The organism is Nocardia sp. SYP-A9097, from assembly GCF_009649815.1.
Classification (GTDB): Bacteria; Actinomycetota; Actinomycetes; order Mycobacteriales; family Mycobacteriaceae; genus Nocardia.
Window position 1 is genome coordinate 711,772 of sequence record NZ_WJIC01000001.1, and the last position, 14,239, is coordinate 726,010.

Here is a 14,239-nt window from a genome sequence, read left to right on the forward strand (position 1 = left end):
CCTAGCTGCCGCCGCTGCTGCCGAAGCTGGGCATATTCGCGAATCGGCCGAAATCGCCTTGGGCACCGCTGTATACGTTCAGATCGGTGCCCCCGGCGATTCCCGGCACATTCCCGGAATCGGTGTATTGCCAGAACGTCCAGGTGGGCCAGCCGCCGGGCACCTCGGGTCCGTCGTTTCCACGGTAATCGGCGATCCACAGTGGGTACCTGGTGAATTCATTGGTATCGGCCATGGCCGTCTGCCAGAAGCGCGGATACGTGTAGATGATCGGTACGCGACCGGTCAACGCCTGCACCGTATTCAGATACCGGTGTGTCCAGTCGATGAGCGCCGGTGCGGGCAGGCCGCCCGAATCCTCCAGATCCAGGACCGGCGGCAGGTCGAGCGGCCCGTTCTGACCGAGCACGGTGGTGGCGTACAGCGCCGCCTGCGCCTCGGGCAGCAGATTCGGCCGCGCGTAGTGGTAGGTGCCGCGTGCCACGCCCGCCGCCCGCATGAGCAGGCTGTCCGGGATGAAATACGGGTTCACATAGTTGACGCCCTCGGTGGCCTTCACCATGGCGAAGTGATTGCCGGAGGCGCGCACCTCGAACCAGTTGATCATGCGACCGTCGAGGTGCTGCCAGGACGAGACATCGGGCCCGCCCGCATCGGCCGCCGCGGGGGCGGCCGACATTGCCGCGAGAATGCCGGCCACCGCGAAAGTGGCCAGGCCCAGCTTCTTTCGTCGAACCATACGAATGGACGCTAGGTGGGCTTACGCACCTTGGCCACGGGCGCGCCCGTACGTTGTCCAAATGTTAGCTGAATCGCCGGATCGGTGGCGGCTCAGCCCAGCCAGTCGAGTACCGAGGCCGCCGTCCAGGATTGCTGCATACTGCCCAGCGGCTCACCGGTGAACGGTTCGTAGTACTCGGCGAAGCTGCCGTCACTGGCTTGGCGCAGTCCCTCGGCGCGCAGCATGAACGAGCGTTCGGCCCAGCCGCGCCGCGCGAACACCCAGGAGAACAGCCAGCTCATCACCGGCCATACCGGTCCGCGCCAGTATTCGCGCGGCCGGAAGTCCTTGGATACCGGTGAGGTCGACGGCGGCAGCGCGTACCGCAGATCCGGATGCCCGCACCAGCGCGGGCCTTCGAACAGGCGCAGCAGGCGCCGCTCGGCATCGCGGGGCAGTCCGCCGCAGAGCAGCGGTGCGAAGGAGGCCAGGGTCTCGGTCTCGATCCACTTGTCCGCGCGTACATCGAAATCGCGGGCCACCCCGGTGCGCGCGTCGGTGGTGGCGACCACGCCCGCCCGGAAGTAGTCGGCCCACTCGTACAGTTCGCGCACATCGGCGTGCGGCTGTTTGTAGTCCTCGCCGATATTGGCCAGCACATCGCAGGCGAGCGCGAAAATGGCGGTGACGAACACATCCTCGACGGCGAAACTCATTGTCGAGGCCAGTTGATAGTCGTCGTAGCCGGCCCGCCGCATCTGCTCGACCAGCCACATGTACCGGTCGTATTCGCGATCGCTGGGCCGCTGCGTCGGATCACCCACCACCTGCAGGTCGGCTCGCTCGTACGGCGGCAGGTCCGGTCCGGGAATCACGTTGGCGTAGGCGCGATCCCAGCGCGGGGAGTTGTCCATCCCGGATTCCCAGCCGTGGTAGAGCGTGATTCGCCCGTGCTGCTTGGGATCTCGCGCGTACGCCAGCCAGCGATGCCAGCGCATGAGATCGGGCCAGCGCCGTTGCAGGAACTCCTCGGCGACCGCGCGGGTACTGCGCCCGTGCCGGCGCGAATGATCCAGAATCCGTTGCACCGCAATGGCATGCACGGGTGGCTGGGTGATGCCGGAGGTATCCGGTCCGTCCGGGGCGTCGGCGGCGAGGCGGCGGCATTCCCAGCGACTGGGCCCCGGGAAGTAACCGTCCACGCCGTTGGCGAAGACGATGTGCGGGATCATGCCGTTGCGCCACTGCGCCGATAGCAGTGTGTCCAGTTCGAGTGCCGCGCGTTCCACGCTCAGCGGTGCCAGTCCGACCGCGACGAAGGCCGCGTCCCAGCTCCACATGTGTGGATACAGTCTGGGCGCCGCACTGGTCATGGTGCCCAGATCGTTGCCGCGCAGTAGGTAGGCCGCGCGCGCCGCGAGCTGGGTGGGCGTGAAACCCGCATGTGTCATCGCCCTATTCTGCGACGGAACTGGCAGGTATGCGCGATGGGTATCCCCCGGTTCGCCGAGTTGCACTCTGTTCGCCTTTTCACATGTTCGAACGCCGGGTGTTCCGAACCCCTGTAATGCCTAGCCAACGCATCGCTCGTGCCGCGCCCCCGGTTACGGTGATCGCATGGCGAATTCCGCGAAGACCGGCAGTGACCGTCCTACCGCGTTGATCACCGGAGCGAGCCGTGGCCTCGGCGCCGCCATCGCCCGGGCGCTCGCGCCCACGCACCGCCTGCTGCTGGGTGCGCGCACGCCGGAGGCCCTGGAACCGATGCTGCGGGAATTGCCGGATGCCACCGGGTGGCCGGTGCAGCTGACCGACTATGCGGCCGTGGCCGCCGCGGCCGAGTCGATCGAGCGGCTGGACGTTCTGGTGCACAATGCCGGCATCGCCGACCTGGGAACAATAGCCGATTCGTCCGTTGCGCAGTGGCGGAATACGTTGGAAGCCAACCTGATAGCGGTATCGGAGCTGACCCGGGTGCTACTGCCCGCACTGCGCGCCGCGCACGGGCATGTGGTGCTGATCAACTCCGGCGCGGGGCTGCGCGTCAATCCCGGCTGGGGCGTGTACGCGGCGAGCAAGTTCGCGCTGCGCGCCTTCGGTGACGCACTGCGACTGGAGGAACCGGATCTGCGGGTGACTTCGGTGCATCCCGGGCGCATCGACACCGATATGCAGCGGGCGCTGGTCGCGGGGGAGCAGCGCGAATACGAGCCGAGCGAATTCCTCACCCCGGAGACGGTGGCGTGGACGGTACGCAATGCCATCGAGACGCCGCGGGACGCGCATCCCACCGAAATCGTGCTGCGGCCGATCCCACGCTGAGAGCAGCCTTAACGTTTCTCTTGAATTTCGATCGTTTCGCGCGGAATTGGTGTCGAGTTCATCGCGGGTGGATATAACCGGATGAGCCGTCCGGAACTGGCGCGGTACTGAAGTTCCGTATGCGGAACCGAATTTCGGAGCGATCGAACACGATGGACAGAAGACGGCTGCTCACGCTGCTCGCGGCGGGCACGGCGGCCGCCCTCACGGGCTGCACCCCGGCGTACGGTGATCCCCTGGATACGGGATCCGCCGGTGGTCAGCTGCCGGGAGGCACCCCGCGGCTGCTGCCCGCCCCGCCCGGTGGGCCCAAGACGCCGATCGGCGCGGGCACCATCACCGCGCTGCCCGGTGGCGGAAATTCCATGGCGCTCACCGTCGATGACGGCGCGAGCGCGGAAGTGGTCGGCGCGTATATCGAATTCGCCAAGCGCACCGGCGCGCGCTTCACCTTCTTCGTCACCGCCTATTACGACTCCTGGAACATTCACCGGGATGCCCTGCGGCCGCTGGTGGATTCCGGTCAGATCCAGTTGGGCAATCACACCTGGAATCATCCGGATCTGACCACGCTCTCCGCGGGTGCGGTGGCCGCCCAGTTGGATCAGGCGAAGACGTTCCTGCGCAATACCTTCGGCGTCGACGGCACCCCCTTCTATCGACCGCCGTTCGGCCGCCACAATGGCACCGTCGACCGGGTGGCCGCCGATCTCGGCTATGTCGTGCCCACCATGTGGTACGGCTCGCTCTCGGACTCCGGCGTGATCACCGAGGACTATCTGATGGACTGCGCGCGAAAGTATTTCAACCCGCAGACCATTGTCATCGGCCACGCCAATCACCCCGCCGTCACGCACTGCTACGACCGATTGGCCGACCTGGTCCGCGAGCGCAATCTCGCCATGGTCACTCTGAACGATGTTTTGGCGCCGCCCCGGTGAATGCGTAATCCCCAGGCGCAGTGGAATTTCCGGACGCCTGCCCGGCGACCGGGTGCTAGTGAAGAGGTTCGACGATGGACAGACGACGGCTGCTGACGCTGCTCGCGGCGGGCACCGCTGCCACCCTGCTCGGAACGGGTGAGGCGCACGCCGACTTCCCCTTCGACACCGGATCGTCCGGCGGCATCATTCCGCCGAATCTACTTCCCGGACTGACGCTTCCACCGGTATCCCCGCGCACCGCCATCGGCCCCGGCACCATCAGCGCGCTACCCGGCGACGGAAACAATATGGCGCTCACCATCGATGACGGCGCGAGCATCGAAACCGTCGGCGCTTTCATCGAATTCGCCCGCCGCACCGGTATTCGCATGACCTTCTTCGTGACCGCCTACTACGACTCCTGGACGGTGCACCGCGACGCCCTGCGCCCCCTCGTCGACTCCGGCCAGATCCAACTGGGCAACCACACCTGGAACCACCCGGACCTGACCCGGCTCTCGGCCGGCGCGATCGCCGATCAGATCGACGGCGCGAAAGCGTTCCTGTGGAACAACTTCGGCACCGACGGCACCCCGTTCTACCGTCCACCGTTCGGCCACCACAATGGTCTGGTCGACCAGGTGGCGGCCGACTCCGGCTATGTGGTGCCCACCATGTGGTACGGCAATCTCAACGACACCATGACGGTGATCAACGAGGACATGGTGCTCAACGCCGCCCGGCAGTGGTTCCGGGCGCAGTCCATCGTGATCGGCCACGCCAACCGGCCGACCGTCACCCACGTCTTCGATCAGCTGGCCGACATCATCCGCGAGCGCAACCTCACGACCGTCACGCTGAACGACGTCCTGGTGCTCACCTAACCCCGCACGCCGGAATGACGGGGGTGTCAGGCAACGATATTCACCAGGCGGCCGGGGACCACGATGATCTTGCGAGGGTCCTTGCCGCCCAGCAGTTCCGCGATCTTCTCGTCGGCCAGGGCGGCGGCCTGGACCGCGGCCTGATCGGCGTCGGCGGGGACGCTGACACGACTGCGAACCTTGCCGTTGACCTGGATTGGGTACTCGACCGAATCCTGCACCAGCAGTGCGGGATCGGCGGCCGGGAAGGGGCCGTGCGCCAGGGATGCGGTGTGGCCCAGGCGTTCCCACAACTCCTCGGCGATATGCGGGGACATGGGCGCCAGCATCAGGACCAGGGGCTCGACCAGGGCGCGGGGTGCGCCGTCGCCGAAGTTCTTGGTCAGATAATTGGTCAGCTCGATCAGCTTCGCGCCCGCGGTGTTGTCCCGCAGGTTGGCGTAGTCGTCGTCCACACCGGCAATCGTCTTGTGCACCAGGCGCAGTGCCTCGCCCGAGGGTTCGGCGTCGGTGACGCGGATACCGCCGGTCTCCTCATCCACCACCAGCCGCCACACGCGCTGCAGGAAGCGCTGCGCGCCCACCACATCCTTGGTGGACCAGGGGCGTGAGGCATCCAGCGGACCCATGGACATCTCGTAGAAGCGGAAGGTGTCCGCGCCGTACGCCTCGTACATCTCGTCCGGGGAGACGGCGTTCTTCAGCGATTTGCCGATCTTGCCGTACTCCTGGAAGACCTCGATCTCCACACCGGAAGCGTTGGTCCAGAAGAACTTTCCGTCCCGCTCCACGATCTCCGCGGCGGGCACGTAAGCGCCGCGCTCATCGGTGTAGGCGAAGCCCTGGATATAGCCCTGGTTGAACAGGCGACGGTACGGCTCGCTCGAGGACACATCGCCCAGATCGAACAGCACCTTCTGCCAGAAGCGCGAGTACAGCAGGTGCAGCACCGCGTGCTCCACACCACCGATGTACAGGTCGACGCCGCCCGGATCCTTCGGACCGTGTTCGGCGGTACGCGGGCCCAGCCAGTACTGCTCGTTCTCCTCGGCGCAGAACGCCTCCGAGTTGGTGGGATCGGCGTAGCGCAGCTGATACCAGGAGCTGCCCGCCCAGTTGGGCATGACGTTGGTATCGCGGCGGTACCGCTTGGGACCGTCACCCAGATCCAGCGTGACATGCACCCAGTCGGTGGCCTTGGCCAGCGGCGGGGACGGCTCGGAGTTCGCGTCATCCGGATCGAAGGTGACCGGGGCGAAGTCCTCCATCTCCGGCAGCTTCACCGGCAGCATGGATTCCGGCAGGGCGTGCGCCGCGCCGTCCTCGTCGTAGACGATCGGGAAGGGCTCGCCCCAGTAGCGCTGGCGCGCGAACAGCCAGTCGCGCAGCTTGTACTGGATGGTGCCGCGGCCGTGGCCATTGGCTTCCAGGGCCTCGATCACGGTGGCCTTGGCGGCGTCGATCTCCAGGCCGTCCAGGTATCCGGAGTTCACCAGCACACCCTCGCCCGAGTGCGCGGCCTCCGAGATATCGCCGCCCGCAACGACTTCCACGATCGGCAGGCCGAAGGCGGAGGCGAATTCCCAGTCGCGCGGATCGTGACCGGGGACGGCCATGATGGCGCCGGTGCCGTAACCGCTCAGCACATAGTCGGCGATGAAGATCGGCACGCGCGCGCCGTTCACCGGATTGGTGGCGTACGAGCCCAGGAAGACGCCGGTCTTCTCCTTGCTCTCCTGCCGCTCCAGATCCGATTTGGCGGCGATCGACTTACGGTATGCCGCAACGGCTTCCGCCGGGGTATCGGTGCCGCCGAAGGTCCAGCGGGCATCGGTGCCGGACGGCCAGGAAGCCTCGATCAGCCGGTCGACCAGTTCGTGCTCGGGGGCCAGCACCACATACGTGGCACCGAACAGCGTGTCCGGACGGGTGGTGAACACCTCGATAATGTCCGAGCCCGCCTCGAACTTGACCTGCGCGCCACGCGAGCGCCCGATCCAGTTGCGCTGCATGGACTTCACATTGTCCGGCCAATCCAGATTGTCCAGGTCGTCGACCAGGCGATCGGAGTAGGCGGTAATGCGCATCATCCACTGCCACAGGCGCTTACGGAACACCGGGAAATTGCCGCGCTCACTGCGGCCGTCGGCGGTGACCTCCTCATTGGACAGCACCGTGCCCAGACCAGGGCACCAGTTGACCATCGAATCGGTCTGGTACACCAGGCGATACGAGTCGATCAGGGCATTGCGCTCGGCCCGGCTCAGCTCGCTCCAGGCGCGATCATCGCCATTGCCGACCCGCTTACCGTCCTCGAATTCGGTGATCAGCTCGGCGATCGGGCGCGCCTTGCCCTGACCCGCGTCGTACCAGGCGTTGTAGATGCGCAGGAAGATCCACTGCGTCCACCTGTAGTACTCGGGATCGGTGGTCGCGAAGGAGCGGCGGCGATCGTGGCCCAGGCCCAGTCGATCCAGCTGACGCTGCATATTCGCGATATTGGATTCGGTGGTCACCCGCGGATGCGCACCGGTCTGCACGGCGTACTGCTCGGCGGGCAGGCCGAAGGCGTCATAACCCAGGGCGTGCAGCACATTCCGGCCACGCATGCGATGGAAGCGCGCGAACACATCGGTGGCGATATAGCCCAGCGGATGGCCCACATGCAGGCCCGCGCCCGACGGGTACGGGAACATGTCCTGCACGAACAGTTTGTCGGCGGGAGTCTCACCCCGCAGTGGCCCGGTCGGGTTGGGCGCGTAGAAGGTGCCACGCTCCTGCCAAGCCTGCTGCCACTTCTGCTCTACCCGGCCCGCCAGCTCGGCGTTGTAACGGTGTGCGGGCACATCGCTGGCCCCCGCCGCCGTCGCGGTGGGTGTGTCGGTTGCACGAGTGTCCTGCACGGTCCTGCCTTCTTATTTCCTAGCCGATCCCCGATAAGGTCGCTCACCAGGGTAAAGCGTGCACACCGCTCCACCCAAAAGGGGTAACAACCTCGCGCACCAACACGCGGAGAGAAACCTTCAAGGTTCGCGGCCCGTCCCGGTTCTGGACTGAGCGGAGGGAGGGAAGGTTCAGGACTCCCGGGGCCGCGAGCCCTACCGGAGCGGAGCGGAGGTAAATTGAGCACCGTGGTCGTAGTCGCGCTTATTCTGTTTGTTCTGTCGGCTGTTGCCGTGGTCACCGGAGTGCTCGGACTGACCGGCACGCTGCCCGGCAACCGCTACTTCGGGGTGCACTCCGAGGCCGCGGTGAAGTCCGAGGAGAACTTCAAGCTCGCCAATCGCGTGGCCGCGCCCACCACCCTGGTGGCCGGGCTGCTGCTCGCCGCCGGTGGCGGTGTCGCGCTGGTCGGCGGCGGTATCGCCGGGATCCTGATTCCGGTGCTGGCCGTGGTGATCGCGTTCTTCACCCTCGGCGCGGGCGCACTCGCCGCGGAGAAGGCCCTCGAGGCCGCGGCACCCGCCGAAGAGGTCGGCGGTTGTGGCAGCGCCTGCGGTTCGTGCTCGCTGCGCGATACCTGCGCGCCGGCCGCGAACTGACCGCGAAGTGATTCGGTTCTAGCCGAGCTTCTTGCGCATCCAGATGTGCGGGATGCCCGCGTCATCGCCGATCTCGCCGTAAGCCTCGTACCCGAGCTTTTCGTAGAAGCCCTGTGCGTGGGTCTGCGAGTGCAATTCCACCGCGACCAGTCCGCGCTCGCGCGCACGCTCCTCGATGGCCAGCACCAGCGCCACACCCAATCCCGTCCCGCGCGATTCCCGCAGCACCGCCAGGCGGCCGAGCACGCCCACATCCGCACGAACGAGCAACCGTCCCGCACCCATCGGCTGCCCGTCCAGGCGGGCCAGGAAATGATCGGCGACGGCATCGAGCTCGTCGAGTTCCATCTCCTCCGGCACACCCTGCTCCGCGACGAACACCTTCATGCGAATGGCGTAGGCGTCGGCTAGCTCCTGCTCCGTGCTGACAGTGACTACCTCGATCATGCAGTCAGCATGCCTCAGCCCGGCGGTGTGGGTCATCGGCGCAGCCGGTCCCGCCGACCGCTGCGCGGGGGTGGCAGGCCGAGTTCGGTCGCGAAGGCGGCGGCGTCCGCGGCGGTGCTGATCTTGGGCCGGGTGCGCGCCCAGGTCATGAACCGTGCGGTGAAATCCGGGCCGCAGGTGTGCGCCAGTAGTGGAAAGCGTTGTGCCACTTCGCCTGCGCGCTTGTGCAGCAGGGCGTGCGCGGTCGCGGAGATATCGGCGGTATCGAACCCGGCGGGGACCTGTGCGCCGGCGACGAGGGCACGCACCAGCGCCGCCTGTTGTTCGGCGAGTGATGCGGTCGTGCCGGGGCCGGGTTCGGTCATACGCGCGCTCGTGCCGGGAGCGCGGTGCGCAGGGAGATGGCGGGGCGGTCCGAGGCGGTGGCGATCGAGTTCAGTTCGGCGGCGAGTTCGGTTGCGGGAGGGTAGTTTCCGTCCCGCTCCAGCATGAGCGGCACCCGGCGGTCGACGCTGAATTCGGCGACCAGGGCCAGCACCTCGCCGGGCACCGGATGGGTATGGGTGTCGTGATAACGCCCGCCCACCTCATGACCGCCCGCGATATGGCAGTAGGCGAGACGCTCGGTGGGTAGCCGCAGTAGTTCGGTCAATGGATCACGAGATCTGTTGCGCGCGTTGGCATACAGATTCGCGATATCGATCAACAGGTGTACCCCGGTACGCTCCACCAGCTCCTGCAGGAATTCGGCCTCGGTGAACTCCGCGTCCGGCCACTCGAACAGTGCGGCGATATTCTCCACCGCCAGCGGCACGTCCAGCTCCGCCTGGGTCCGGGAAATATTGCGTGCCAGCGCATCCAGTGCTTCGCGGCTGCGCGGTACCGGCAGCAGATGCCCGGCCTCCACCCCGTCGGCCCGTACGAAGGCGATGTGCTCACTCACCAGTGGTGCACCCAGCGCCCGCGCGCACTCGGACAAATGCCGGACCCGCCGCTCATCCACTGCCTCCGCTCCGCCCAGCGACAGTGAAATCCCATGTGGCACAGCGGGTATACCCCGCCGGATCAGCTCGGCCAGCTCCTCCGGCACCGCGACCTCGGCGCGTCGCCGCGCCAACCCGGACCCGAGGCGGCCCAGTGCGCGCCACGAAGTAGGCTGCGGCAATAGTGATTCCGCGATGACCTCGCAGAATCCGATCCCCTCCAGGGCCGCGATCATTCCGCAGATTTCGCGCCGCCACCCGATCCCGATCGCCCCCGCCGGTAGCGGCGTCATCCGCCGCAGCCTCCGCCGCCGCAGCTGCTACCGCCGCAGCTGCTTCCACCCCCGCTGTCGCTGCTGCCGCTGTCGCTGCTGCCGCTGTCGCCGCTGGAGCTGGAGCAGCTGTTGCCGGTGCTGCCGATTCCGGTGCCCGCGAGAGTGCCGGTGGCCCCGGCCAATCCGGGGTCCAGGCTCCACAGCACCGTCGCGCCGAAGAGCGCGGCGGCCAGGGCCGCGCTGTCGGGGCCGTAGGCGGCGTAGGCGGGCGCGTGAGCGGGGCGCAGGTGACCATTGCGCTGCACCGCTTCGCGCCGGGCGACGCGCCCGCGCCGGGTGAGTCGCGCCGGGCGCAGCAGCACGAGGGTGCAGATGATGACGACGAGGACGCAGAGGATCAGATATCCGACGCTGTGACTGTTGGCGATGCCCGCGATAATGCGCACCAACCCGAGCACCAGTACGGCGATGAGCGGAAGTGCGGCCAGTAGCAGGGACTTCCGCTGTTCGGGGCCGATCAGGTAGCCGCGATCGGTGAGTGTGTGCCGCAGTGCGGTGAGTGGTTCGCGGGTCGCCACCACCAGCTGCGGCATACGCCGCTGGTAGGAGTCGCGCAGATACCGGTGCATGGTCCGCGACACCGGATCCAGCTGGCGCTCTTCGGTATCGGTGGGCGAGCGAGTGGCCGCCCCGGTGGAGTCGACCAGCTGGTACCCGCGCAATTGGGCGAGTCCGGCGAGTACGGGCCGCCGATCGTCGAAGAGCATGGCGGTTTCGGTGGGGGAGAGTGCGGCCTCGAGATGTGCGCGCGAGGTGTCGGCGCGAATGATCCTGGCGCGCTGAACGAATCCGAACAGTGCCGCCACCAAGCCCAGCAGCACGTACGCGATCAGGAAGGTGGGGCCGGGGATGCCCCACGTATCGGCGGTGGCCGGGCTGTGCGCCGCGGCCAGTGTGGTCCGAGGGACCATGGCGATTCCACTCTCAGGAGTCCGGACAATCGATCACCACCAGTATCGCCGTCCCGCGGGTGCGGTGTTAATACTGCGGATATTGGGTGATTAGCCTGGTTCGGTGCGATTTCTCAGCAAGTTCTACATCGACGGATTCATTCTGTCGATCCTCGCCGTGGTCGGCTTGGCCAGCGTCTTCCCGGCCCGGGGCGAGGCCGCCGACATAGTGAGCTGGCTGACGAAGATTGCCATCGCATTGCTCTTCCTGTTGTACGGCGCGCGCCTGTCCACGCATGAGGCGGTCACCGGTCTCAAGCACTGGCGGCTGCATGCCACCGTGCTCGCCTGCACGTTCGTGCTCTTCCCGATTCTCGGGGTGGCCGCGCGGGTGCTGGTGCCGCACATCCTGACCGAGGATCTGTACACCGGCCTGCTGTTCCTGTGCCTGGTCCCGTCCACGGTGCAGTCGTCGATCGCCTTCACCTCGATCGCCAAAGGCAATGTGGCGGGCGCGATCGTGAGCGCGACACTCTCGAATCTGCTGGGCGTCTTCCTGACTCCGGCCCTGGTGATCCTGTTGATGAACACCACCGGACAGGCCAAGGTCGATCTGTCCTCGGTCGCCGACATCGTGTTCCAGCTGCTGGTCCCGTTCTTCCTGGGCCAGCTGATCCGCCCGAAGGTGAAGGGTTTCCTGACCCGCTATGCCGAGCCGACCAAACTGGTGGACCGCGGCTCCATCCTGCTGGTGGTGTACAGCGCCTTCAGCGCGGGCATGGTGGAGGGCATCTGGCATGCCATGTCCCCGTGGCGGATTCTGCTGCTGGTCCTGGTCTGCTGTGTACTGCTGGCGATCGTGCTCGCCGCGACCTCGGCGCTGGGCCGGGCCCGGCATTTCGATCGCGGCGATCGGATCGTGGTGGTGTTCTGTGGTTCGAAGAAGTCCCTGGCGACGGGTCTACCGATGGCGACGGTGCTGTTCGCCGGTCATCCGATCGGCCTGATCGTATTGCCGCTCATGATCTTCCATCAGATACAGCTGATCACCTGCGCGGCGCTCGCACAACGCTGGGCTCGGACCGCACCGTGAGCGAGAGCACCCGGCTGTCGTCGCGGCGTAATGGTCGCGCGCCGGTGGTAGGCCGGGCGGCGAGGGCGCGCAACACCGCGTGCCCGGCGACCGGATCGCCGACGGCTATGCGGGCACTGCCGTCGGGATAGCGTTTGGCCACGATTCCGGCGCGCGCCAGCGCCGGGGCCACCTCGCGCCCGGGCAGGTACAGGAAGTTCGCGCTACTACGTGGCACCCGAATGCCATTGCGCCGCAGCGCGGTACGCAGCATTTCCCGCTCGGTGGTAATGCGCAGGATGCGTTCGCCGAGTTCAGCCTCGGCCGTGTAGGAGGCGCGCACCGCGGCGGCGGCGGTGGCCTGCACGCCGAACGGTAGTTGCAGCCGCCGCACCCGCCGCACCAGCTCGGGTGAGCCGAACGCGTAGCCGATACGCAGGCCGGCCAGCCCGTACGCCTTCGAGAAGGTGCGTATCACCAGCACATTCGGGTGCCGCCGCACCAACTCCACGGCGTCGAGAGTGTCCGCCGCACCGAGGAATTCGATATACGCCTCATCCAGGATGACCGGCACGCTCGCCGGAACGGTGCACAGGAACGCCTTCAATTCACTGGCCGGAACCACGGTCCCGGTCGGATTGTGCGGGCGGCATACCGCCACCAGTCCGGTGCGCTCGTCCACTGCCCGTGCCATGGCCCACAGGTCCTGGCGGCCATTGCCATCCAGGGGTATCGCCTGCGAGCGCAGCCCGACCATACCGCTCATGATCGGATAGCCGTCGAAAGTCGGTGTGGCGAAGACGAATCGGGCTCCGGGCGCGGGCAGCGTCTGCATGATCTGCATGGCCACCCCGGTCGCCCCCGCCCCGACCACCACCTGTTCGACATCCACGCCGAGGTGCTCGGCAATGAGCAGCGGTAGTTGCCGAGGCAGGAACTCCGGATACCGATTAGCCTGCGCCAGGGAGTCATCCAGTGCGTCCAGCACGGAAGGCAATGGCGCGAACGGGTTTTCGCTCAGGCTCAGATCGAATCGCACCGTTTCGAAGCGGTAGGTCTCCAGCGGCGCACTCATCACGCCGCGCCCCAGCGCACCGCGGCCGCGCCCGCGAAGTCGCCCGCGTGCGCGAAAGCTGACATGAGCACCACCGATCCATTGCGCAGCCGGCCCGCCCGATTCTCGGTATCGAGGGTGACGGGAATGCCGGCGGCGAACAGGTTTCCGCATTGATCGAAGGTGTCCGGATGCCGTTCGGCGGGCAGTTCCAGCGCATCATGCCAATTGCGCAGGAACAGCCGATTCGGCTGATTGGTGACCAGGGTGTCGATGTCCTGACTCTTCACCCCGATGCGCTTGCACACCTCGTGCGCCACCTCCGGAACGAGGCGGTTGCCGCGCGCGAACACCTTGGCCACCTTGGATTCGCTGAAGCTCACACACCCCTGGCCCTCGCCCGGTTCCCAGTATTTGCGGTCCGAGCCGGTGCTGAAGTCCATATCCCCGGCGAATTCGGGATAGGTACGGCATTCGATATCGAGAATCGGTGCGCTGCTGTTCTTTACGAGCAACCCTACACCGCAGCCGTCGCCCGGGACCGGGGCCTGGGCGAGCTTGCGGATCTCGGTCTGGGTGAAGACCGGCCCCGCGCAGTTCTGGGTGGCGACGATCAACGCGGTGCGCGCATCGGTGGTCTGCATGATGGTGCGCGCCAGCCACATCATGTGCACGAAGGCCGCACAGCCGCCATTGTGCACATCGAAGACATATCGGGGGTTCATATTCAGCCGCCGCGCCACCTCACCGCCCGCGCCCAGTACCGGATTGTTCGGCAGCTGGGTGTGGGTGAGCAGAATGTCGATCTGCGGAAGTAGTTGTGTCCCATGGCGTTCGACAAGTGGCGCGGTGGCCTGCTCCACCATATCGACCACGGTCTCGTCGCGGCCGACGTGATGACGCGCCTTGGGCGCGCGGAACATGACGTTCTTGGCCATCCGTTCCGAACGCGAGAACTGGGTGAAGTATTCGGTCCCGACCGGCTCGCCCGGCAGATAACTGGCCACATCGACCAGGCTGACCTGGGGCGGGGAGGTGAGACGAGGGTCCGTGAAATCCATGGCGC

Annotated in this window: 14 protein-coding genes; 5 read left to right on the forward strand and 9 right to left on the reverse strand. The window is 66.7% G+C overall.

From position 1 onward, the window contains the following. Position 1: 1 nt before the first annotated feature. Both GFY24_RS03190 and GFY24_RS03195 read right to left on the reverse strand, forming a co-directional pair. Positions 2 to 739 (reverse strand): glycoside hydrolase family 25 protein, encoded by a 738-nt coding sequence (locus tag GFY24_RS03190; RefSeq protein ID WP_153803369.1) that lies wholly within the window; start codon positions 737 to 739, stop codon positions 2 to 4. A gap of 92 nt (positions 740 to 831) precedes the next feature. After that, positions 832 to 2,172 (reverse strand): glycogen debranching protein, encoded by a 1,341-nt coding sequence (locus GFY24_RS03195; protein ID WP_153803370.1) that lies wholly within the window; start codon positions 2,170 to 2,172, stop codon positions 832 to 834. A gap of 166 nt (positions 2,173 to 2,338) precedes the next feature. Between GFY24_RS03195 and GFY24_RS03200 the strand changes: the two genes are divergently transcribed. The 3 genes from GFY24_RS03200 to GFY24_RS03210 all read left to right on the forward strand — a co-directional run bounded on the left by GFY24_RS03200 (position 2,339) and on the right by GFY24_RS03210 (position 4,850). Beyond that, complete coding sequence (locus tag GFY24_RS03200; RefSeq protein ID WP_153803371.1) at positions 2,339 to 3,043, forward strand: SDR family oxidoreductase; 705 nt, start codon at positions 2,339 to 2,341, stop codon at positions 3,041 to 3,043. Between the two features lie 152 nt (positions 3,044 to 3,195). Continuing rightward, positions 3,196 to 3,984 (forward strand): polysaccharide deacetylase family protein, encoded by a 789-nt coding sequence (locus tag GFY24_RS03205; protein ID WP_153803372.1) that lies wholly within the window; start codon positions 3,196 to 3,198, stop codon positions 3,982 to 3,984. Positions 3,985 to 4,058: 74 nt separating this feature from the next. Further along, a complete protein-coding gene (locus GFY24_RS03210) occupies positions 4,059 to 4,850 on the forward strand; it encodes a polysaccharide deacetylase family protein (protein WP_153803373.1) in 792 nt (263 codons plus the stop codon). A 26-nt stretch (positions 4,851 to 4,876) separates the two neighbouring features. Here GFY24_RS03210 and leuS read toward each other — a convergent pair whose 3' ends face one another. Continuing rightward, positions 4,877 to 7,753: a leucine--tRNA ligase gene (gene leuS, locus GFY24_RS03215; RefSeq protein ID WP_309230379.1), complete on the reverse strand. Its 2,877-nt coding sequence runs from the start codon at positions 7,751 to 7,753 to the stop codon at positions 4,877 to 4,879. Positions 7,754 to 7,981: 228 nt separating this feature from the next. Between leuS and GFY24_RS03220 the strand changes: the two genes are divergently transcribed. Continuing rightward, entirely contained in the window at positions 7,982 to 8,392 is a 411-nt protein-coding gene (locus GFY24_RS03220) for an SdpI family protein (RefSeq protein WP_309230421.1), read from the forward strand. Between the two features lie 18 nt (positions 8,393 to 8,410). On the opposite strand, the gene GFY24_RS03225 is transcribed toward GFY24_RS03220, so the two are convergent. The 4 genes from GFY24_RS03225 to GFY24_RS03240 are packed head-to-tail and all read right to left on the reverse strand — an operon-like array spanning position 8,411 to position 11,068. Beyond that, the gene (locus GFY24_RS03225; protein ID WP_153803375.1) at positions 8,411 to 8,839 is read right to left on the reverse strand and encodes a GNAT family N-acetyltransferase; all 429 of its coding nucleotides are present in this window, start codon (positions 8,837 to 8,839) and stop codon (positions 8,411 to 8,413) included. 32 nt (positions 8,840 to 8,871) lie between these two features. Next, positions 8,872 to 9,204 carry a hypothetical protein gene (locus tag GFY24_RS03230; protein ID WP_153803376.1) on the reverse strand — a complete coding sequence of 111 codons (333 nt, stop codon included), beginning with the start codon at positions 9,202 to 9,204 and terminating at the stop codon, positions 8,872 to 8,874. Then, positions 9,201 to 10,115, reverse strand: a complete 915-nt coding sequence (locus tag GFY24_RS03235) for a DUF692 domain-containing protein (RefSeq protein ID WP_153803377.1) — start codon at positions 10,113 to 10,115, stop codon at positions 9,201 to 9,203. Before GFY24_RS03235 ends, GFY24_RS03230 begins: the two co-directional genes overlap by 4 nt. Next, on the reverse strand, positions 10,112 to 11,068 hold the full coding sequence (locus GFY24_RS03240) for a TIGR04222 domain-containing membrane protein (protein WP_153803378.1): 957 nt from the start codon (positions 11,066 to 11,068) through the stop codon (positions 10,112 to 10,114). Before GFY24_RS03240 ends, GFY24_RS03235 begins: the two co-directional genes overlap by 4 nt. Before the next feature lie 103 nt (positions 11,069 to 11,171). Here GFY24_RS03240 and GFY24_RS03245 point away from each other — a divergent pair, with 103 nt between their 5' ends. After that, a complete protein-coding gene (locus tag GFY24_RS03245; protein WP_309230380.1) occupies positions 11,172 to 12,140 on the forward strand; it encodes a bile acid:sodium symporter family protein in 969 nt (322 codons plus the stop codon). Here GFY24_RS03245 and GFY24_RS03250 read toward each other — a convergent pair. Beyond that, positions 12,094 to 13,194, reverse strand: a complete 1,101-nt coding sequence (locus GFY24_RS03250) for an aminotransferase class I/II-fold pyridoxal phosphate-dependent enzyme (RefSeq protein WP_153803379.1) — start codon at positions 13,192 to 13,194, stop codon at positions 12,094 to 12,096. The genes GFY24_RS03245 and GFY24_RS03250 overlap by 47 nt on opposite strands. Continuing rightward, the gene (locus GFY24_RS03255; protein ID WP_153803380.1) at positions 13,194 to 14,234 is read right to left on the reverse strand and encodes a 3-oxoacyl-ACP synthase III family protein; all 1,041 of its coding nucleotides are present in this window, start codon (positions 14,232 to 14,234) and stop codon (positions 13,194 to 13,196) included. The genes GFY24_RS03250 and GFY24_RS03255 overlap by 1 nt, the downstream gene beginning before the upstream one ends. Positions 14,235 to 14,239: the final 5 nt, after the last annotated feature.